This is a genomic window from Paraburkholderia aromaticivorans, from assembly GCF_002278075.1.
Classification (GTDB): domain Bacteria; phylum Pseudomonadota; class Gammaproteobacteria; order Burkholderiales; family Burkholderiaceae; genus Paraburkholderia; species Paraburkholderia aromaticivorans.
This window is the reverse complement of sequence record NZ_CP022990.1, coordinates 2,853,158-2,874,067: the sequence shown is the minus strand read 5'-3', so window position 1 is coordinate 2,874,067 and position 20,910 is coordinate 2,853,158. Positions and strand designations below refer to the sequence as shown.

At 61.2% G+C, this 20,910-nt stretch carries 21 protein-coding genes; 7 read left to right on the top strand and 14 right to left on the bottom strand.

Translation table 11 applies throughout. The features are described 5' to 3' along the window. Positions 1 to 43: 43 nt before the first annotated feature. On the bottom strand, positions 44 to 265 hold the full coding sequence (locus tag CJU94_RS41050) for a hypothetical protein (protein ID WP_157763834.1): 222 nt from the start codon (positions 263 to 265) through the stop codon (positions 44 to 46). Between the two features lie 299 nt (positions 266 to 564). Between CJU94_RS41050 and CJU94_RS32415 the strand changes: the two genes are divergently transcribed. Next, entirely contained in the window at positions 565 to 2,106 is a 1,542-nt protein-coding gene (locus tag CJU94_RS32415; protein ID WP_095422604.1) for a methyl-accepting chemotaxis protein, read from the top strand. Positions 2,107 to 2,281: 175 nt separating this feature from the next. Here the strand turns inward: CJU94_RS32415 and CJU94_RS41045 are convergent, their stop codons facing one another. Then, the gene (locus tag CJU94_RS41045) at positions 2,282 to 2,446 is read right to left on the bottom strand and encodes a hypothetical protein (RefSeq protein ID WP_157763833.1); all 165 of its coding nucleotides are present in this window, start codon (positions 2,444 to 2,446) and stop codon (positions 2,282 to 2,284) included. Positions 2,447 to 2,593: 147 nt separating this feature from the next. Here CJU94_RS41045 and CJU94_RS32410 point away from each other — a divergent pair, with 147 nt between their 5' ends. Further along, positions 2,594 to 4,342 carry a peptidoglycan D,D-transpeptidase FtsI family protein gene (locus CJU94_RS32410; protein ID WP_095422603.1) on the top strand — a complete coding sequence of 583 codons (1,749 nt, stop codon included), beginning with the start codon at positions 2,594 to 2,596 and terminating at the stop codon, positions 4,340 to 4,342. Positions 4,343 to 4,381: 39 nt separating this feature from the next. Here CJU94_RS32410 and CJU94_RS32405 read toward each other — a convergent pair whose 3' ends face one another. After that, positions 4,382 to 5,497 (bottom strand): GGDEF domain-containing protein, encoded by a 1,116-nt coding sequence (locus CJU94_RS32405; protein WP_095422602.1) that lies wholly within the window; start codon positions 5,495 to 5,497, stop codon positions 4,382 to 4,384. Between the two features lie 256 nt (positions 5,498 to 5,753). Here CJU94_RS32405 and CJU94_RS32400 point away from each other — a divergent pair, with 256 nt between their 5' ends. Beyond that, a complete protein-coding gene (locus tag CJU94_RS32400) occupies positions 5,754 to 6,011 on the top strand; it encodes a DUF2866 domain-containing protein (RefSeq protein ID WP_095422601.1) in 258 nt (85 codons plus the stop codon). Between the two features lie 39 nt (positions 6,012 to 6,050). Here the strand turns inward: CJU94_RS32400 and CJU94_RS32395 are convergent, their stop codons facing one another. Further along, entirely contained in the window at positions 6,051 to 6,689 is a 639-nt protein-coding gene (locus CJU94_RS32395) for a 2-hydroxychromene-2-carboxylate isomerase (RefSeq protein WP_095422897.1), read from the bottom strand. A gap of 323 nt (positions 6,690 to 7,012) precedes the next feature. Here CJU94_RS32395 and CJU94_RS32390 point away from each other — a divergent pair, with 323 nt between their 5' ends. Beyond that, positions 7,013 to 7,381, top strand: coding sequence for a hypothetical protein (locus CJU94_RS32390; RefSeq protein WP_095422600.1), 369 nt, complete (start codon positions 7,013 to 7,015; stop codon positions 7,379 to 7,381). A 57-nt stretch (positions 7,382 to 7,438) separates the two neighbouring features. Here CJU94_RS32390 and CJU94_RS32385 read toward each other — a convergent pair whose 3' ends face one another. Then, on the bottom strand, positions 7,439 to 8,065 hold the full coding sequence (locus CJU94_RS32385; protein ID WP_095422599.1) for a LysE family translocator: 627 nt from the start codon (positions 8,063 to 8,065) through the stop codon (positions 7,439 to 7,441). Between the two features lie 205 nt (positions 8,066 to 8,270). Between CJU94_RS32385 and CJU94_RS32380 the strand changes: the two genes are divergently transcribed. The 3 genes from CJU94_RS32380 to CJU94_RS32370 all read left to right on the top strand — a co-directional run bounded on the left by CJU94_RS32380 (position 8,271) and on the right by CJU94_RS32370 (position 10,677). Next, positions 8,271 to 8,912, top strand: a complete 642-nt coding sequence (locus CJU94_RS32380; RefSeq protein WP_095422598.1) for an IMPACT family protein — start codon at positions 8,271 to 8,273, stop codon at positions 8,910 to 8,912. 454 nt (positions 8,913 to 9,366) lie between these two features. Continuing rightward, positions 9,367 to 9,930, top strand: a complete 564-nt coding sequence (locus CJU94_RS32375; protein ID WP_244221034.1) for a hypothetical protein — start codon at positions 9,367 to 9,369, stop codon at positions 9,928 to 9,930. 126 nt (positions 9,931 to 10,056) lie between these two features. Further along, the gene (locus CJU94_RS32370) at positions 10,057 to 10,677 is read left to right on the top strand and encodes a LysE family translocator (RefSeq protein WP_095422597.1); all 621 of its coding nucleotides are present in this window, start codon (positions 10,057 to 10,059) and stop codon (positions 10,675 to 10,677) included. Positions 10,678 to 10,705: 28 nt separating this feature from the next. Here the strand turns inward: CJU94_RS32370 and CJU94_RS32365 are convergent, their stop codons facing one another. The 9 genes from CJU94_RS32365 to CJU94_RS32325 form a co-directional block, all read right to left on the bottom strand. Next, positions 10,706 to 11,116: a serine O-acetyltransferase gene (locus CJU94_RS32365; protein ID WP_095422596.1), complete on the bottom strand. Its 411-nt coding sequence runs from the start codon at positions 11,114 to 11,116 to the stop codon at positions 10,706 to 10,708. 43 nt (positions 11,117 to 11,159) lie between these two features. Then, on the bottom strand, positions 11,160 to 11,894 hold the full coding sequence (locus tag CJU94_RS32360) for a WecB/TagA/CpsF family glycosyltransferase (protein ID WP_167397590.1): 735 nt from the start codon (positions 11,892 to 11,894) through the stop codon (positions 11,160 to 11,162). Positions 11,895 to 11,957: 63 nt separating this feature from the next. Next, positions 11,958 to 12,710, bottom strand: coding sequence for a heparin lyase I family protein (locus tag CJU94_RS32355; protein ID WP_244221033.1), 753 nt, complete (start codon positions 12,708 to 12,710; stop codon positions 11,958 to 11,960). 44 nt (positions 12,711 to 12,754) lie between these two features. After that, the gene (locus CJU94_RS32350) at positions 12,755 to 13,909 is read right to left on the bottom strand and encodes a glycosyltransferase family 4 protein (protein ID WP_095422593.1); all 1,155 of its coding nucleotides are present in this window, start codon (positions 13,907 to 13,909) and stop codon (positions 12,755 to 12,757) included. Further along, positions 13,902 to 15,212 (bottom strand): O-antigen ligase family protein, encoded by a 1,311-nt coding sequence (locus CJU94_RS32345; protein ID WP_157763832.1) that lies wholly within the window; start codon positions 15,210 to 15,212, stop codon positions 13,902 to 13,904. Before CJU94_RS32345 ends, CJU94_RS32350 begins: the two co-directional genes overlap by 8 nt. Beyond that, positions 15,205 to 16,032, bottom strand: a complete 828-nt coding sequence (locus CJU94_RS32340) for a glycosyltransferase family 25 protein (protein ID WP_095422592.1) — start codon at positions 16,030 to 16,032, stop codon at positions 15,205 to 15,207. Before CJU94_RS32340 ends, CJU94_RS32345 begins: the two co-directional genes overlap by 8 nt. Further along, positions 16,029 to 17,255 (bottom strand): oligosaccharide flippase family protein, encoded by a 1,227-nt coding sequence (locus tag CJU94_RS32335; RefSeq protein ID WP_244221100.1) that lies wholly within the window; start codon positions 17,253 to 17,255, stop codon positions 16,029 to 16,031. The genes CJU94_RS32340 and CJU94_RS32335 overlap by 4 nt, the downstream gene beginning before the upstream one ends. Positions 17,256 to 17,369: 114 nt before the next feature. Then, positions 17,370 to 18,614: a UDP-N-acetyl-D-mannosamine dehydrogenase gene (gene wecC, locus CJU94_RS32330; RefSeq protein WP_095422591.1), complete on the bottom strand. Its 1,245-nt coding sequence runs from the start codon at positions 18,612 to 18,614 to the stop codon at positions 17,370 to 17,372. An 83-nt stretch (positions 18,615 to 18,697) separates the two neighbouring features. Continuing rightward, the gene (locus tag CJU94_RS32325) at positions 18,698 to 20,908 is read right to left on the bottom strand and encodes a polysaccharide biosynthesis tyrosine autokinase (protein ID WP_095422590.1); all 2,211 of its coding nucleotides are present in this window, start codon (positions 20,906 to 20,908) and stop codon (positions 18,698 to 18,700) included. Positions 20,909 to 20,910: the final 2 nt, after the last annotated feature.

Genomic DNA, 20,910 nt, shown 5'->3' with positions numbered 1-20,910 from the left:
TTGCCCGACTGACGTCTGGAAAATGGCGACTATAGCGGAATTTCTAATTACTCGTCTTTTCCGTGACAATCGCTTTCTCTATTTGCGGATAAGTGGAAAAATGTGTCGTTTTTAGCAAATCGGGTAATGCGCCGGCCGCTTGGATTTTATTGGCGTTTTGTGGAATCCTGCCGCAACCCTTGTCAGGAAGCAGACCAGCATTACCGTTGACCGGCTTCGGCGATAACCAGTTGTGGCGACCGCGACGCTTCAAATACGCAGCCATTTATTGCCGAAGCGTCTTAACTATTAATCCCGATTGAGAAGTGCCGGCATTTGCGATCCCAATGCGGGGAAAGCCCCGCTCGAATCAATATCAAATAAATAAGCCGCGACCAAGCAGGCATCAAAATGCGATCCCGACCGTAAAAACGCTTTTTAGTCAGACGAATAGCACAGTCCGATAGCGGGTTTCCCCTGCCCTGCGGAGCGCATAGCGGCACGCCGTAAACACGGTAAGCGACAAGCCAATCGCCTGAAGCGAACCCCATCCTGACCGACCACTGTGCGAAAGCAAAAACCGCTATGACTTTGAACAAGAAACTGGCCTCGATGGTCGCCGTTCTCTGGATCGGCCTGATCCTGATCGGCGGCTTCGGCGCCTGGCAAAACCGCGCCTCGATGATTTCCGACCGCCGCGATCAGTTGCAAGCGCTGATCGACCAGGCCAACCATATCGTCGGCCGCTACTACACGCTCGCGCAACAGCACACAATGACCGAAGACGAAGCCAGAAAGCAGGCGCTCGTCACCCTCGCGGCCATGCGCTACGGCAAGGACGGCTACATCTCCGTCAACGATTCGCAACCGGTCATGCTGATGCATCCGTTCAAGCCCGAAATGGTCGGCAAGAATCTCGGGCAGTTCGTCGATCCGGCGGGCAACCATCTGTTCACCGATATCGTCACCGCGGGCAATCGCGAAGGCGGCGGCTTCGTCGACTATCTGTGGGCCAAGCCGGGCAGCGACAAACCGGTGGCCAAAACCAGCTACGCGCTGCACTTCGCGCCGTGGGACTGGTACATCGTCACCGGCATGTATATGGACGACGTGCAAAGCGCCTTCTACGCCAGTTTGCTGCGCTGGCTCGTGATCACCGTCACGCTCGGTGCGATCGCCACCGCCGTGATGCTGCTGGTGTTGCGCAGCATTCGCCGCTCGCTCGGCGGCGATCTCGAAGCCGCCGTGGAGCACGCGCGGTTGATGGCGCACGGCAATCTCGCCACGCGCGTGCCGGTGCGCCCGGACAGCGCCGGCAGTCTGTTGCACGCGCTCCAGACGATGCAGGCCGGTCTCGTCGAAACCGTGTCGCGGGTGCGTCTCGGCACGGAAAACATCAATATCGGCGCGACCGAAATTGCCGCCGGCAACACGGATCTCTCGCAGCGCACCGAAGAACAGGCCGCCGCGCTCGTCGAAACGGCGTCGAGCATGGACCAGATGACGGTCAACGTGAAGCAGAACGCGGACAGCGCGCAGCAGGCCGCGCACCTCGCCGGCCAGGCCGCGGATGTCGCCACGCGCGGCAGCCGCGTGGTCGACGACGTGGTGCGCACGATGGGCGAGATCACCACCAGTTCGCGGCAGATTGGCGACATCATCGGCGTGATCGACGGCATCGCCTTCCAGACCAACATTCTCGCGCTCAACGCGGCCGTGGAAGCGGCCCGCGCGGGCGAACAGGGCCGCGGCTTCGCGGTGGTCGCAGCCGAAGTGCGCAGCCTCGCGCAACGCTCGGCCACGGCGGCGAAGGAAATCAAGGCCTTGATCGAGACCTCGACGCATACGGTCGAAGCCGGCGCGTCGCTGGTCGCCAATGCCGGGTCGACGATGGGCGAAATCGTGCAGTCGGTGCGGCGCGTGAACGAGATTCTCGAAGAGATCAGCAATGCGTCGCGCGAACAGAGCGCGGGCATCGAGCAGGTCAATCGGGCGGTCGGCGAAATGGACCAGGTCACGCAGCAGAATGCGGCGCTGGTCGAACAGGCCGCGGCTGCGGCGCACTCGCTGAAGGATCAGGTGGGTGTGCTGCGCGAAGCGATCTCGAGCTTCTCGCTGCCGGCCTGAGTATTTTCAGAGCACAGGCAAGCGCCACAAGCAGTCACGCAAAAAAGAAGGCGCTCGACAGGCGGAGAGCGCCTCTTTAACACGCCGCGTCGGAGTCGACGCATTAATCGAACGAAAGAGCCGCGCGGATTTTTCAAGTCCGCGCGGTTTTTTTGTGCCCGAACGCGGCGCTCGCTCATGCCTCGCCATCCACGGCCCGCGTGGCGCCGCTTTGCCCGGCGAATACCTGCCACACCTGAAACAGCAGGCCGGTCAGGCCGAATCCGGTATTGCACGATCTCGCGCCGCGTCCGGCGGCAGAGCGTTGCGCGAGTCCTGCCCGTTCAATATCAGCTTGCATGGATCTCGCATCCAGATTACGTTCTCATTACAATCAGGGCGAAGTCCGTTGCCGCGGTACGTGCGAAGTGTCCGTGCAACTCACGGTATTCGTCGCTGCCGATTCGGGCGGCACAAAGTCAATCGAGCTGTTCGTTTTCCGCACCCCATGATCCAGAAGAAGAAATCGCAGTCGCAAGATCCCTACGCGCCAGTCGCGAAGAACCGGTTGCTGGCCGCGCGCCTGCCGATGTGGCGTTCGAAATTCATCGTCCTGCTGATGTTCGGCGCGTTCGCCGCGCTGGCCGGGCGCGCGTTCTGGGTGCAGGTGGTCAACCAGGACTTCTATGTCGATCAGGGCCAGAAACGCTACCAGCGCACCATCGAACTCGACGCGACACGCGGGCGGATCGTCGATCGCAACGGCTCGATGCTCGCCGTCAGCCTCGCGACCTACGAGATCTGGGCCTCGCCGAAGCTGATCGACGAGGCCGCGGTCGCGCCGCTCTCCAAACTGCTCGATCTGCCGCTGGCGGAGCTGCGCAGGCGTCTGAACGGCGACAAGACCTTCGTGCTGCTCAAGCGGCAGGTGGATGCCGAGACCGCCGGGCATCTGTCGAAACTAGGCCTCGCCGGCATCACGCAGATCGCGGATTCGAAGCGCTTTTACCCCGAAGGCGAATCGGCGGCGCACGTAGTCGGTTTCACGGATGTCGAGGACAACGGCCAGGAAGGCGTCGAACTCGCCGTCAACGAGCAACTGCTCGGCGTGCCCGGCCAGCGCGAAGTGATCCGCGACAGGCTGGGGCGCGTAGTGTCCGAGACCCGGCCGCTCGTGCCCGCGCAGAACGGCGAAACCATCCACCTGACGATCGACCGGCGGATCCAGCAGCTCGCTTACGCGCAGTTGAAGGAAGCCATTGCCAAACATCACGCCGAAGCCGGCAGCGTGGTGGTGCTCGACGCGCGCAACGGCGAAATTCTGGCGCTCGCCAATTACCCGAGCTTCGATCCGAACGACCGCGCCCGCCTGACCGGCCGCCAGTTGCGCAATCGCGCGGTGGTGGACACGTTCGAGCCGGGCTCGACCATCAAGCCGGTGGTCGTCGCGCTGTCGATCGACGAGGGCAAGGTGCGGCCGCAGAGCATCATCGATACCGCGCCCGGCTGGTACAAGATCGGCCCGGCCGTGATCCACGACACCTCGAATCACGGCGCGATGACCGTCGCCGAAGCGGTGCAGAAGTCGAGCAATATCGCGCTCGCCAAGCTCGCGCTGAATCTGCCGGCCGAAAGAATCTGGACCAAGTATCAGGAATACGGACTGGGCCTGCGCCCCGAGGTGACCTTTCCGGGCGTGGCCTCGGGCAAGGTGCGTCCGTATAAACGCTGGCGTCCGATCGAACAGGCGACCATGGCGTATGGCTACGGGCTTTCCACCTCCCTGCTGCAGATCGCGCAGGTCTACACCGCCTATGCCGGCGACGGCACGATGCATCGCGTGAGTCTGTTGCGCGATGGCGCGGGCTCCGCCGCGCAACCTCCGGCCAGGGGCCATACGGTCACGACGCCGGCCACCGCGCGCGCCATCCGTTCGATGCTGGAAATGGCCACCGGCGTGGGGGGCACCGGGCGCGCGGCGACGGTGGAAGGCTACCGGATCGGCGGCAAGACCGGCACGGCGCGCAAGCAGGTCGGCGCGAGCTACGCGAAAAACCGCTACCGCGCGCTGTTCGTCGGCATGGCGCCGATGAGCGATCCACGGCTGATCGTCGCCGTGATGATCGACGACCCGGCGGGCAAGGCGTTCTATGGCGGCACGGTGGCCGGGCCGGTGTTCAGCGGCGTGACGGGCGGAGCGCTGCAGTTGCTCGGCGTGCCGCCGGATGCGCCGGCGAACCTGAATGGCGTGAGTTGAACGGCGTGAGGTGAATGGCGGGGAGCGCCGGTCAGCCGGTCAATCCGTCGCGTGATCGCTGCCCGCGTTCACCAGTGCTTCAATGCGATTACGGCCGTTGCGTTTGGCCTGATACATCGCGCGATCGGCTTCTTCCATGATCACGCCGCCCAACGTGGCCGCCTCGGCCGGCGTACCGCCGACCATCCGCGCCGCCACGCCGATCGATACCGTCAGCGCGATGCGTTCGCCATGGTCGTCCTGCAAGGCCAGCTTTTCGACCGCGAGCCGCACACGCTCGGCGACGGTGAGCGCGTCGGCCCGGTCGCCTTGCAGCAGCGCGGCGAACTCTTCGCCGCCGTAGCGCGCCACGGTATCGCCCAGGCGCACCTGCTGCCGCACGCACGCCGCCACCGCCGCCAATGCGCGGTCGCCAGTCTGATGGCCGTAGGTGTCGTTGATGCGCTTGAAGCTGTCGATATCGATGAACAGGCACGCCACCGGCATGCGATAGCGGACGGCGCGCATCATTTCCTCCCGCAGCCGCTCGTCGAAATAGCGGCGATTCGCGAGGCCCGTCAACGAATCGGTCATGCCCAGCTGTTTCAGCCGCTCGCGATGCGCGACATTGTCGAGACTCGCCGTCACGATGCTCGCGAAGCGCTCGAGAATGTCGGTGGCCATGCCTTGCGCGAAACGCCCAGGGTCGTCGCTGCCGAGCCAGAGATAGCCGCTGACGGTGGCGCCCGCGGCGAGTGGCAGCAGGATCGCACTTGCCGGCGCTTCGGCCGCGCCGAAGAAAGCGCGCCGCGCCGTGTCGTCCACGTCGCGCAGCTTGCCGAGCCACGGTCGGCCCTCTCCGCACAGACCTTGTGCGGCCAGGCCGCCTTCGCGCGAGGTTCGCAGGCTGGGCTGCTCGAGCGCCTGCAAGGCGACCGGTTCGAGCAGTTCGCGCAGCATCGGCGCGCGGTCGTCGAGCCAGAGCGTCACGCCCGTCAGCGAGAATTCACGTGGCAACTGACTGAATAACGTGTCGAGAAAGGACGGGAAGTCCTGCGCGCCGATCAAACGCAACTCGACGTTCTGGAAGCGCCGCAGCGTGCGCTCGTTGTGCTGCACGGTATCGACGAGCGAGCGAAGGCGCTCGGAAAGCGGCGTTTGGGCGAGATTCGTCACGTTATGAGGTGCGGGCCCGAAGGCGAAGCGGGGTCCACGGCCCCAACCGCTCTAATAACGGCCAGTTTCATGAGGTCTTGAGGGTTCGCGCCGACTACGCTTTTACGCGCTCTTAAGTCTCGCTTAATTCTTTGCTGTAACCATGAGACACAACATCCCCTGTTGAAGCCGCCAGAACATCGGCGGCGCTTTTTCTCCGGGGTGTCGACGACGCGCCAGAAGACGGGCTGCAGGCCCGCGAAGAAGGAGTCAAACCATGAATGAAGACACGGTATTCGAGCATCTGCGCGCCATGCCCGACAACGAATGGGTCGGCCAGATCCACTCATGCAAGATCTCGGACCCGTTGCAGCATCCGTGGGGACGTTCATACCGGCTCGTCGAATGGACCATGAAGCACACGCCCGAATCATGCCGCCGCGTGGTACCCGCCGAGAGCACGCCGCTCGAAATCGCTCAAGCTGTCGTCTCGCACGTTCCGGGCCGCCGCTTCTGCCAGCACGGTGACGAATAGCACGCGAGAACGCCGAGCGCACGCGGCGCAATCACGATTCTAGCCGCGTGTGGCGATCGACTCGCAGTAGTCCAATGCATCGTCCAGCCGGTCGTTGCCCCAGAACATTTCATCGCCGACAAAAAAAGTCGGCGCACCGAAAATACCCCTTGCGGCCGCCACTGCGGTCTGTTCGCGCAAACGCAGTTTGTTCGCGTGGCCTTGCGCCTCGCCGATGATCTGCGGGGCCGGCAATCCGAGTTCGTCGAGCGCCTCGCTCACCACCTCCAACGAACCGATGTCACGGTCATGCGCGAAGTTAAGTTGCATGATCTTGCGGCAGTAGCCGGCGATCCACTCGCGATCCGCGCCGAGCAGCGCCACGCGCATGGCGAGAAGCGCCGCACGTGGAAAGGTGGTGGGACGCTTCAGCGGGATGCCATATTTTCGGCATTGCCGTTCCATGTCCTTCCACACATAGGCGCCCTTCTGCTTCTGCAACACGAATGGCGAGTTGTCGAAACCGAGGTCGCGAAAAACCGGTCCCAGCAGGAACGGACGCCAGCCGATGCGCACGCCCCGTGCCGCCGCCAGCGCCTCGATGCGCATCACGCTCAGGTAACTGTAGTTGCTGCCGAAGTCGAACCAGAACTCGATTTCCGGTGCGCGCGTGCTCGCGCAAGCCGCGGCGTCGCTCATGTTTGCCTCTCGAATCGTACGCAGGCGCATGACGCCCGCTGATGCCTTGCGTCTTGCAAAGCTTAACAGTCGCGCGGTGCGCTTATCCCTATGATGGCTTCACAACCCGCCACGTCAGACGGTCACTCACCATGCGCTATCCCTACGACATTCTCACCGCCACGTGTCTTTTCATCATCGTGGTTTCCACGTCCATCATGCTCGCGTTGTGCTGAGCCATTCGCGCCGCCTCCCGCGAAGGCGGTGAATCTGCGAACGCTCTACGCGATTTCGTAAAAAGACGGGATATACTGTATATATATACAGTATTTTTCGTCTGAGCAATGCGCCTTCCACCCTTCGACCCTCCCACGCTCGCCGAACTGCGTGCCTGGTGGCGCACGCGTGACGAGCAGGCCATCCAGCGGCTCATCCTCGAAATCCAGCGGCAGCGGCTCACGCTGCTGGAGTTGCGCAACCTGATCGACTGCGGCGTGCAGCAAGCGCGCGCAGTGGATCGCACGCTGGTCGAACAGGGCGCACCGTTGATGACACTGCGCATCCGGATCGCCCAGGAGGTGCTGCGTGTCGGCGACATCGACGATACGCGGCAGATGAGCCGCGCCGAACAGGAACGGCTCGCGGTTCGCACCGAAGGTCAGATGGAATACGCGCGTGAAGGCCGCCTCAGGCAACGGCGCCGCAACATCTAGCCGGAACGCGGTTGCGCGAGTCCCGCCGGGACGGCGCGAAATGGGCGCGCGGGTCGTTCAACGCGTTTGGGTCGCCACCCGCAGGCCGAGCGAAATAAACAGCACGCCGATGATCTTGTTCTGCCAGCGCGTCAACCACGTAAGACGCCTGACCAGCTTGCCCAGCGGACGAATGGTCAACACGATCAGCGTCGTATAAAGCGTGCTCATGCCGACAAAGATGAGTCCGAGCGTGGTGAATTGCAGAAACGTGGAGCCATGTTCGGGATGAACGAACTGCGGCAGAAACGCCAGAAAGAACAGCGCCGTTTTCGGATTCAGCACTTCCGCGGGAATGGCCTGGAAGAAGGCTTTCGAGGCCGATACCGGCGCCACGGCCGGCATATGCGCGCTCGCCTGCTTTTCGCGCAATGCGCGAATGCCCAGATAGACGAGGTAGGCCGCGCCGACGAACTTCACCGCGTTGAAGGCCAGCGCGGAGGTCATCAGCAGCGCCGAGAGACCGACCGATGCGCCCAGCGTATGAATGAAATCGCCTACCGCGACACCGAGGCCGGTGAGAATGCCGGCCTTGCGGCCGCCATGCACGGTGCGCGTCAAGACCAGCAGCACGGCCGGCCCCGGAATCAGAAAAAGCCCGAGTACAACGGCCACGAAAGTCCCTAGCGTCGATAGGTCAAGCATGCGTGTCTCCTTGATGACGCGCGAATTGTCGCGGACGAGCGCGTGCGTTCAGCGGAAGATTGTAGACGAACGCGTGCAATTCGATTAACGCGCGGCATGGAGGCGCCAGATCGCGACACACCCTGACCACCGCGGCCGGAATGACGGTGCTCAAGTCGTGCACGCCTGGCAAGCCGAGGCCGTCCGCGGCGGCTGATCCGTTACCATGGCGGGCGCGGCGCCACTTGCGGCCCGAATTCTTTCATTCACCGAAGTCTTTGCCTTGCCCACTTATACCCTGCCCGCGGCGTTGAGCGCGGAACTCGAGATTCGCAAGAGCCGGTTCATCGCGTATGCGATTCCGGTCGCCGACCGCGATGCCGCGATGGCCGAGTTGCGGCGTCTGCGCGACGAGCATCCCGCCGCGACGCATGTCTGCTGGGCGCTGCTGGCCGGCGGCCAGTCCGGCATGTCCGACGACGGCGAGCCCTCCGGCACCGCCGGCCGGCCAATTCTCGAAGTGCTGCGGCATCACGATCTGGACGGCGTGCTGGCCGCGGTCGTGCGCTACTACGGCGGCGTGAAGCTCGGCGCCGGCGGGCTCGTGCGCGCGTATACCGATGCGATTGCGTCGGCTTTGCTGGATGCGCCGCGCGTCGAACGGATCGCTCAGGTTTCGCTGACCGTCGAAGTCAGCTACGCCGACGAAGCCAAAGTGCGCCGATGGATCGACGCCGAAGGCCACGCGCTGGTGGACAGCGCCTACGCGATGCTGGTGAAGATGACGATCCGTTTGCCCATCAACGCGGTCGATGACGCGAGGCGAGCGTTGGTGGATATGACGCAGGGTAAAGCAGGGTTCGACTAGAGACTCGGCGACTCGATAGGAGTCGCCGCTGCCGTGCGCCTGCCTATTTGTTTGCGATCCTTAATACGCTTGAAGGCATGCGCAGTGCAGGACGGCCCACTGTCGAGCCACGCGTTACTGGATGTCATGCATGGCTGTTATTGTCGTGAGATAACACGTGTCGCATCGATTTTCCCCGAGGCGCGCACGCATGCCTGGCAACCGCCGCTCATTGACGCGATGTCTATTGCAAGGCTTGCTGGTTATGATGAGCAGGCCCGTTGAAGCCCTGCGTCAATCCGGGCCGTGACCTCTTTAAGAGATGCATGGGACCGGGTCGCTGTTACCATGTCGTTTATTCTCCGGAATGACTCCATTTAAAAGGGTAACTCCTCTGACCTCGACCGCCGCTTTTTCCAGCACAGCGCCTGAGTCGCCGCATCGGAGCGCGTCTTTGCCGCCATCGCTCAGTCCCATGCATTCGCCGTTGACGACCACCGTGCTCAAGGGATGCGGCTCGATCGCGCTGCCGCTAATGCTGTCCGCCTGCTCCTGGTCGTGGTTTGGCCTGAACAGCACGCCGCGCGCGGCGGCGCATCCCACCGGCTGGCTCAGCGTCGCCCCTGCCCGCGACTTTCCCTACATGCCGGCCCGCAACGGAGAGGTCTCGCCGAACCGCATAGAAAACACGGCGATGACGGGCATCGTGCTCAAAGACGACATCAATGAAACGGTGCGCAACGGCATTGTGAATAGCCTGAAGATCGCGGGCTTTCATCTCGACGCAGGCAAGCGGGTCCTTAGCGGCAGCATCGAAAAATTCACGGTGGACGACACGCGCTCGCCAGCGTTCTGGACGCTCAAAATGCGCTATGTGGTGACCGACGCCACGACCGAGAAGGTTGTGTTTTCAACCACCAAGACGGTCAAGCAAAAATCGCCGAAATTCACCAGTAACACCATCGCCATCGAGGACACGGTCAAGCTGAGCGTCGACGCGCTGATCGGCGATCCGGGGTTTGTCAAAGCGGTGAATTGACGGCGACCCCGGAGGACGCCCGGGTGAGTTCTGACGGGTTTCGCTACAATGGGCCGGGGAGTATCGCACGGTCCGTCGTTCTGCCGTGCGATGGGCCCCCAACGTCCATTCACCGTGCGAGCCGTCATGTCCCTCACCGCCTGGCTATTTTTTCTGCCCGCCTGTTTCGCGATCAATCTGGCGCCCGGACCCAATAATCTGCTGTCGATCAATGTGGCGGCGCGTCACGGTTTCATGGCCGCGTTCATCGGCGGCACGGGGCGCCTGGTCGCGTTCGCCGCGATGCTCGTGCTCGCCGCAACCGGACTCGCGGTTGTGTTGCACGCATCGGAGTGGTTCTTTCTCGCGATCAAGCTGGCTGGCGCGGCTTATCTGATCTGGCTCGCTATCCAGTTGTGGCGCAGCGACGCGCCGACCATCGACACGACGCGGCAGGACGATGCCTCGCTTGCGCGTGTCGCGCGGCGGGAGTTTCTCGTGGCTGCGGGTAATCCGAAGGCTATTCTGGTGTTTACCGCGTTCTTGCCGCAGTTTGTCGATATCTCCAAGCCGATGTTGCCGCAGTTCGCGCTGCTCGGGGCGAGTTTTCTGGTGCTGGAGTGGTTTGCGATCGCGTTGTATTCGTGGGCTGGGATGTATCTTGGGAAGTGGCTCGTGCGTGCGACGGTGCGGCGGTGGTTCAATCGGTGTTGTGGGGGGTTTCTGGCGGCGATTGGGGTGGGGTTTTTGATGGTGAGGCGCGGGTAAGGACACCCGCGCAAGTCGTTCGACCGCTCTACCCCGGCTGGACAATTCGAGCGGGGACACCCACCACCGTGACATGCGGCGGCACGTCGAACGTAACCACGGCATTGGCTCCGATCTTCGCGTTCCGCCCAATCGTCACCGGCCCCAGTATGCATGCGCCCGCGCCGATTAGAACATTGTCCTCAATTACCGGCGCACCCGGCCGGCCACGGCCCCCAATCACCACGTGGGGTGCAATGACGATATCGTTGCCTAGCACCGCGTGCCGGTGCACTACGATACCGAGCCCCTGATAGCCGAATACGACGTTGCGCCCAACTATTACCGAGGGCGGCAAGGATACGGAAAAGACGACGCGGTTAAAAACCTTCAATACCCATGGCAAGAAAGGTACGCGCAGACGATAAAGCAGATTCGCAATGCGATAGATGTACAACATGGACGACTTCCTTGACTAACGTTCAACCGCCGGCCTGCCCGGATTACCGCTGGACGATCAGCGCCTTACCTAACATAAGTGCGAACCTGCTGTTCGTCACCAGATACCGGCGCCACATACGGCGCGGCTCCTGCAGCACTCGAAAGAACCATTCCAGACCGGCCCTTTGCATCCAGCGTGGCGCCCGGCTGACTTTACCGGCCACGACGTCGAACGTTCCGCCCACCCCCATGACGAAATCGACACCAAGCGCCGCCTGCCAGCGGTTGATGAAATTTTCCTTGGTGGGCGAGGTGATTGCCACGAACAGCAGCCGCGCGCCAGACTCGCGGATGCGATCGACAACCGATTGCTGATCAGCGCCGAAATAGCCATGGTGATATCCGGCAATCTGGAGATCGGGATAGCGATCGGCGCATATCGTGGCCACGCGTGCGACCACCTCGTCAGTCGCGCCAAGCAGGTACACCGGCAACCCTGCCCTGCCTGCCTCCGCTAGCAACCGGTCAAATAGATCGACGCCCGCAACGCGTTCCGGCACCTTATGACCAAGCATTCGCGCAGCCCAAATCACACCCATTCCGTCGATACTGATCAGGTCGCAATCTTGAACCGACTTTGCCAGCTCTGTGTCGGTCTGCATATGTATGAGCTTCGCCACATTGACCGCGACGTGCTGGGTGAATTGCCCTGCAACAATGCGAGTTAATATCCGGGCAACCGTTTCGTCCATTGTTGCTGCATCCATCGGACATCCGAATACCTCAATACGCTTCATAACACCACTCTCCCTGCCTGTTCTGTCACATCCACACGTGAATCGTTTGCCACGGATTTGCCTTTATTTCTTCGACACCGAGACCGGTCCGAAAAACAACGTAATCTCGCTGACATCCGAGGCTGAACTTTTCCACCCAGACTTGTACAGTCCCAACTTCAGATAGGCATCCTGAACGCCTATGTAGGCGTTCGGCACCCCTTGTGATGCGAACACCGATCGCCCGTCCTTCCATAGTTGGGTCGAAGCGTGGTGGCCGGAATCGTCAGCGACATATCGCAGCGACCAGTTCACCCATTTTCCCTCGTCAGCGTCGGCGCAGCACAGCCACTTGCCCGCGGAAACGGTCGTGGTATTCGCCCCTCCACGCTCGGATATGGCGTACTGCTTACCTTGCAAACTCAGCGCGATTGTTGGGCCGCCGGTCCATTCGCCCTGGTGCACCTGGGTGAGAATGACCGCTTGCCTGGCGTCGAAATTAAACCCGACCGGTATAAACGTGCTCCAGTTGATCAGATAGTCTGGTCCTTGCGAAAAACTCACTGCTTTCGGGAAGATCAACTCCGCTCGGGGAACACCGTTCGCGACCCTGGAAAAGTCTTCGGACCGGATCATATGAACACGTAAGGCCTTGCGTCCGGCTACCGCTGGATCATCGACCACGGCGATATCACCGGGATTTGCCTGAACCCCAATGCCTGCGTTGATACCGTCCTCCCACTGCGCCGAGAACACTTTGTCGTACGTGCTCACCAATGCGGCCATTTGCGGATCGGTCCATACGACCCCGACATCCTGGGCGTGGGCAATACCCAAGGTTCCTGAAAAACAAATCAGTGCCCATCTGTACCTCATACAAGTCACTCCCCTTTGGATTCGCCCACGTTCCGATAGCAGCGAACATACTGACTGACAATCGCGTCAACCGAATAGCGGCTCGAGGCTCTCGATACGGCTTGCCGCCCCATCGCACGGGCAAGATCGGGGCTCTCCACCAGTTGCAGGATCCTTTCCGCGAGTTCGTCAGCGTCGCCACAACCGACGAGATAGCCAGTCACTCCTTCCTCGACCAGATCGAGGAAACCGCCGACCCGCGTACCGATCACGGGGCAACCGATAAACATGGCCTCCAGGGTCGAGATGCCGAACGCTTCAAAATGACTCGGCATGCAAAACACGGCCGCGTCCCGATAGAACGCGAGCTTTGCATCGCCCTGCAACCAACCGACAAAGTGGACCTGGTCGCACACGCCGTAATCGATCGCCGCGCGAGTCCATCTATTCGTATCACCGGTACCTGCCAACCGTAGTTGAACTTGAAGACCCCGTCGATTCACGGACGCAACCGCCCTCAGTAACTCGTCGAGCCCCTTGCCCTCGGTGAATCGACCGGCAAAAGCGACATAGGGCGTCATGTCCGCGCCCTTGGCGTCATGGGAATCACGTAAGGCCGCACCTGCCGCCAATTGGGCGCCATACGCGGTGTTCCCGATCACATACAGATTGCGCGCCGCGCCCTGATGCCTCTTGAGCTCCGTCGCAATTGCCGATGACACAGCCACCACCGCGTCTGCTCCGCGAACGAAGCACAGCACCGCCTTGCGAGTAGCCCACCCACTACGGGTCAAAAAATATTGGAAATTACCTGCATGCAGATGAAAGATTGTTTTCTTGCCGCAAAGCCGCGCAAGCAGATACAACATGAATTTCCGGTAGAACGAACCTCGAACCGACACATGGAAATGAATCAGGTCGACACCTTTTAGCATCGCGAATAGAAAGCGCGGAATATCCATTAGCAGGAAAGACAGCAGTGATCTTATGTTCTCGAAACCATGTGTTTCGAAGATAGTCACAACTATGCCCGCATGCCGAAACCTTCCCCGTTGCGCACCCAGCTCAGCGAGAACAGAGGCGATGCCGCCTCGCTGACCTTGTCCCGGCCCCACGTGCAGCACGCGTAAAGGGGCTGCGTCATGAGGCAAGTGTGCGTGATTGCCCCGCCGATCACTCATCGTCCGCTCCTCTTGTTAGAGGGTGGCGATCTGCAGCGGCACGTTCGACGAGCACAGCGACCATGGCCAGGTACGGGCTCACGACTGCTGAGACAAGCACGTGCCCCGCGGTGCAAGCCGTTGCCATCAAGACGATACAAAACCACTTTCCAAAGGCCGGCACCGCTCCGTTTCCGCGATGTACAAATGCCTTGCCCACGCCCCAAAGATAGTAAATAGAGACTGGCAAACCCATTGCCAACACCAGATCCGGCACGTCGATCTCAACCAGATAGCGCACTACCGGATAACCGCCCGTTAGCAGCGGCACGAAGCCCTCGCTCGCCACGTCATCCCACACAGTCGAAAACTTGACATCACGGCCGGACAAAACCATGGTGAGCACTCCGCCGTCACCCGCGTGGTCATGCTGATACATAAAATATTGCACACTGAGATCGACGGCGCTTCGTACGCCCGGCAGCGACACGTAGGCGGCCACCGCGGCGCCAATCAATACTGCGATGAGCGCCAGTGTGCGGACGGTCGCCTGAAGCACGCCGTATCGGCAGTAGAAGTACGAACATGTCATGGCAACCGCTCCGACCATCGCGGCTTTGGTGCCTACAAGGCAGGAAGCCAGCACGATGCTCGCTGACAGAGCGCCATTCCATGCCGACCAGCCCGATTTCATCACTTTCAGCAGGGTATAGCCGAGCCCCACGATCATCAGCGCAGAAGCTTCGTTCTGCGCGTACACAATGCCCTTGTAGCCAGCGCGGATCTGCGTTTCAGCCCAGTAGCTACGAAACATATCAATCGAGAACACCGCGCCCGCCACGATTGCCAACGCATACGCAAATAGCGTGAAGCGCACAATCGGCTCGAGCCTCTCGAGTTGCCTGTCACTCATTCGCGAGAGGGCTGCAAGACAGACAAAAAAGGAGAAGACCTTGAGAACAAAAACCGTCTGCTGCGTGAATTCGGCTATCGTCACATCCCCGAATGCGTACGTCCCAGCCGAAGCAATGATCGCCAGCACAGGCAGGAGCGCCGTATGCCAACTTGAAAGCCTGGTGCGACCGCTCGCCAGCAGAAACAGTAGCAGCCCGGTCACCATGCCCCCGCGGACGAACAGCGAGTAACGCGCGTCACCGCCCGCGGTCTCGAATCCGTGCGCTGCCCGCACTGACAGGTAGTCCGCGAAGGGTGACAGCGCGAGACCTCCGGCAAACACAATCCATATCAATGACGGTCGGGGCCGGCGTGTCGGCTTCTGTACCGTCAATCCGCCCCTGCGCTGCAAGGATAGGTCTTCAATCATGACGCACGCTTCCCGCATCGTTGACGAACGAAAGCCGCTGCAGTGCAACCACACTCCAACGAGCCACCGTGCGCGCGAGACGCAGCGGCCAAAGTGCGGCATCGTGCAACGACGCGCGCGACCTTATACGCGCTCTACGTTCCTCATCGATACTGCTTGGCAACCGTTCGAAGTCCTCCCACACTGCATAGGGACGCAATTCGACTACGCGAGCACCGCCCGAGTCGCGATGCCATGGCCAGTCGTCGAGCAAGGCACCGACTGGGCCATACGAGTACGCGAGCGCCTGACCGGCGCCTCGCGCGGAGATCCAGTAGCCCACGGATCCCGACGTCCACTGCTTGAACGGAAGACCGACACGCAGTCCACCAACCCCGGTGACCCGTCTGAGCGGCTCATTAAAGTAGGTCCACGATGCGTCGGCGCGGCGCAACTTGGATCGTCCAAGCAAAACAATGTCGGCAATGGCCGACAACTCCGAGTCGTTCGCACGCAACACGCCCTCGAAAAATGCGGGCTCGAGAATCGCGTCGTCTTCGAGGATCACCGCAGCACGCCCCGACTCGACGATCTTGCGCCACACCGAACGATGGCTCATGAAGCACGCCACCTCTGCGCGGGTCATCGAGCGTCCGTAACGACGGCAAGCCGCCGTATCGTCGTAAGCGGCATCCAGTTCGCTTTGCGTAAGAGCACGCCCATCGACTGCCTCCTCGATGAAATACGTGGCGCCCCGATCGGCGAGTACCCGGGCGATGGCGTCGCGACGGCCGGAACGGGACAGGGATACGATATGAACAGGTACCAGGCTTTGCATCATCGAATCCACAATTGGGTAAAGTGGTGCCGCAGCAATGGTTTGCTCAAAATCATCGACACATACGCGCCAAGCAACGCCGCCTCCGCGGCGAGAAGCGACGCCGCCGCGCCCTCGGCCCCGAAACGCGGCGTCAAAACGATCGCGAGTCCAACGTTCAGCACGCCGGCTGCCAGCATCAGCAACGACCGGACACGGACGTTCCCGAACTGCACCAGTACCTGCAAACCCAGCAAATAGGCGAGATTGCCGAACACGGTCGCAAGGCAAAGCAGCTTGAGCAGCGACGCGGCACCTGTATAGCCGGCACCCAGGATCAATGTAGTCAGCGGTGACGATGCATAGGCGATGACGGCCAGTCCGGCAAGCGACGCCGACACTACGGCGAGCGCGCCAATCGCCGTAAGCCGGGCAGCCGACCGGGGCTGCGCGCGGAACAGCGAAGCGATACGCGGGTAGCAAACCGTGTTGATTTGGGCCGGCACCATGTTGGCAACGGTCTTCAGCTTCTCGGCGGCCGTATAGACGCCCACCTGATACGGCGTCGTCAGCGACGCAAGAATGACTGCGTTCGTTACGCCGAAAAGACTCACAGATGCTGAAGAAATGAACATGTCGGCGCTCTCCCGAATGCGCTGGCAGACCGAAAGCACCGATGCGCACGGAAGCCGCAAAACGCCGAGGCGCCATGCGGCAATCAGGGAAAACATTCCCGTCAAAAGCGCGCTCACCCCCTGGATTGCGGCTGCGAAAGCAACATCGTCGCTATGGCGAACGAAGACGAACGTCAGCGGCAAGGCGCTAATGCGTCCCGCCAACGCCACTGTCGCAAATACCGGGAACCGCTCGAGTCCCTGTAACAACCAGTTCAGTGTAAAAACGTTGCCGACCGCCATCGGCCATGCGGCGAGTACCACGGGAAAGACCGAAGCCAGCTTGCGATCAAAGTAAACGACGACCAGCAGCACTCCGAATGAGAGCGAGCACAGGCACGCTTTCGCGATCATTGTCGACCAGACGAGCTCGTTAAGTGCTCCCGGTTGCCCTCGACGTTCGACCACAGCCTTCGGACCGCTGAGAAAAAATCCCCACTCCGTCACCAGCACACCGTACGTTGCGATCGCCGTCGCATAGCCCAGCACACCGAACTGCGCCGGACCGAGCACGCGCGTCAGATAAGGAAACGTCGCCAGCGGCACAAGATAATTGCCGACTTGCCACACCATCATGGCGAGAAGGTTCGTGCGGATGCGAGACGCTTTCACAGCCGGATCCGCGTGCGTTGCATGTTGATCGCTCACGCGTTTCCTCTGCGTGCGAAGGTTGAAAGGCGCGCCGGACTACGCATGCGCCAGCACGCCGCGCGTGTCGATCACGACCTTCGCCTGGAAGCGAACCGGATCCACGCGCCGGAACTGCGCATGGTCGACCAGAATGACAATGATGTCCGCTTCCAGCAGCGCTTCATTCAGTTCACAAAGCCTCACCTTGCCGTCGAGCGACGCCGGCAAGGTTCTGACGTTGGGTTCGACGACCACCACCTGGCCCGCGAATCGCTCCGCGAGTTCGTTGGCGATTTCGACCGCCGGGCTTTCGCGCAGGTCGTCGATATTCGCTTTGAACGCCAGTCCAAGGCACGCAATCACCGGATCCTTGAAGCGTCGCGCCGCGCGCTCGACGCGGTCGATCACATAGCCCGGCTTGTCGTCGTTGACTGTTCGCGCGGTTCGAATCAGGCGCGCCTGCTCCGGTGCGGAATCCACAATGAACCAGGGGTCGACGGCAATGCAATGTCCACCCACCCCGGGCCCCGGTTGCAGAATACTCACGCGCGGATGCCGGTTTGCAAGGCGGATCAACTCCCACACGTTGATGTCGAGCTTGTCGCAGATGATCGAGAGTTCGTTCGCAAAGGCGATGTTCACATCGCGGAACGAGTTCTCGGTAAGCTTGCACATTTCGGCTGTGCGGGCATCCGTCAGGATGCAGTCCCCGCGCACGAAGCTTTGATAGAGTTCACGCGCCAGTTCGCTGCACCGTGGCGTCATGCCGCCGATTACCCGGTCGTTCTCAACCAGCTCCCTGATCACATGCCCCGGCAGCACGCGCTCCGGACAATGAGCGATGCGGATGTCTGATTGCTCGCCCGCCTGTTGAGGGAAAGTGAGATCGGGACGGATCTGTGCCATCCAGGCTGCCATCTGTTCGGTTGTACCGACGGGCGAAGTCGATTCGAGCACCACGAGATCACCCTTCTTGAGTACCGGCGCAATTGCGTGGCTCGCCGCCTCGATGAAGCGGAGGTCAGGTTTGTAGCCGTCCGAGAATGGCGTCGGCACCGCGATAAGAAACGCGTCTGCCGGCTCGGGTGTGATGGTTGCACGCAGATAGCCTTGCGTTACCGCCGCGTGCACCAGCATGTCGAGTTCCGGCTCGACAATGTGAATGGCACCACGATTGATGGTGTCGACCGCGTGCTGACTGATGTCTACCCCGATTACGCGCTTACGGCGCGCCGCAAATGCGGCTGCCGTTGGAAGCCCGATGTAGCCGAGACCCACTACCGAAACAGTTTCAAAATCCATTTATTCTCTTTATCCGTAAACAGTTTGTGTTCGCACAGCTCCCCTGGAGCCGGACCGAATCGTCTTTCAAGTAGCGCAATCCATCACTTGGCCCTATCCGCCCCGTACTCGGAGAACGCGCCGTACGTGCTGGCACGCGGGGGAACGCCGTTCAACAAGACACCGTCAACGGCACGGCCGGCACTACTCAACTGGCGGGCGCTTTCCTGGAGTTCGGCGGCCGAGTGACGTCCGTGACGAACGACGAGCAATCTCAAGCCGGCGTGTTTGCCGACCAGCACCGGATCGGTCACGGCCAGCACCGGCGGCGAATCGACGATCACCACGTCGTACAGCTTGCTGAACTGCGTCAGCAATTTCCCGAAGGAATCGCTCATCAGCATTTCAGCCGGACTGGAGGCCACGCTTCCACTCATCAGTACGTCGAGGTTCGGCAGAACCTGGCGGTGGACAGCACTGGATGCCTCGACTCCGCCAATCACATCGGACAGGCCCGGTTTGCTGGGAAGCGAGAAGTACCTGTGGACATTGCCCCGACGCATATCCGAGTCGATCAGCAGCACGCGTTTACCACCCGCCGATAGCACCGCAGACAAGTTCACGGAGAGGAATGACTTGCCCACACCGGGTCGCGGCCCCGTCAACATCACGATATTGTTGTGCGATTTGAGCAGACCGAATTGCAATGCCGTTCTCAAACTCCGGATTCCTTCGACCGCGATATCGTCAGGCTGAACCGCCGCAAGCACATTCAACCCCGCAGCGCCACCACGCGCGGCCTGCTGCAACGCCCGCTGCCGCGTGCTCCTCGATACAAGCGCGTACACCGGCACGCCAACCGCGCCTTCGATTTCCGACGGGGTCTCGAGCCCACGATTCTGGGTGCTGCGTATCAAGGCGATGGAGCATCCGAGCAGCAAACCGACAATGCCCGACAACGCAATCACCAGGGCTTTCTTCGGCTTGACCGGTCTTTCGGCCACCTCCGCATAGTCGACCGTGTGAACGTTGCCCAACTGGCCCGCCTTCAGAACATGCAACTGCTGCGCGCTATCCAGCAGCTTGGTGTACAGGTCTGTATCGACCTTCACGTCGCGAAGGAGACGCAGTGCCTGCTGTTGAACGTTCGGCAAGGCGGCCACTTTTGCATTGAAGACGCCCTGCCGTCTCTGCAGATCCACGATCTGGGCGTCGATTGCCTGCACGGACGGGTGTTCGGCGGTGTAGCGCTGCGCAAGAGCCGAACGTTGCTGCTGTAGCTCGACTAACTTCGTCTGGCTATCGACGATCGATTGCAACAGAAGCTTGCCTTCGGCCTCCAGATCCACAGTGCCGTACTGGGTGCGGAACGCGTTATATTTCGCCTCGGCTTCGTCGAGGTCGGCGCGCAATTGGGGCAGTTGCTCGCTGAGGAACTGCAACATCTGCTGCGCCTGCGCGGACTTCCTGTCGACATTTCGCTGAACGTAAATGCTCGCAACTCGGTTGACGGTCGCAGCGGTCCTCGCGGCGTCCGCGCCCTCGAGCGAAATCGCGACAATGCCCGACTGTTTCGCTTTCTCGCCGATATCGAGCGTCCTTTGCAGATCCGCTGCCGTCAGTTGCGTCGAAGCCCTCGCCAGATTGAACGACGTACCGGCGCGCGCAACCAGACGATGCACTCTTAGTTGCACCGGACCATACGGTGTCATACCCTGCGCGAGGGCACCGATATGGCCGTGCAGCACCGTGCGGCCGTCGGGATCGCGAAGTTCGAACGCCTGGTCGGCCCCCACCATCAATTTGAAAGACTGCTCGTAAAGCATGGCAGGGACGTCGAATTGCGTCACATCCAGACTTTCGCCACCCCACGCGAAACTACGCATCCCAAACACGGGATTCGCGGGAGTGCTTACGGGAACATACCGTGCCACCAGAGCGCCAATCAGAGGAAGCCGGTACGGCGTTGCCTTGACGTCGAGATGCAAACTCCGGACGGTCTCTTCGACCACACTCCTCGAACGGATGAGTTCAATTTCAGCGTCGGTCGACGCCTTGCTCTGAAACAGCGATGCCAGATCTCCAAGCTTGTCGTTGAGCGTGTCGTTGGCGGGAGCGCTGTCGACCTGAATCATCACGTCGGCTCTATATAACGGCGTGGCCACAAAAGCGTAGGCAGCGCCGAGAAGTAGCATCGCCGCGGTGGTCAGCGCAATCAGAAGCCGATTCTCACCCAACAATGCGATGACGTCGGCCAGCGTGATTTCCTTTTCGCCCGGCGCGTCGGCCGAACGTTCCTGATCAAGTAATTTCATGA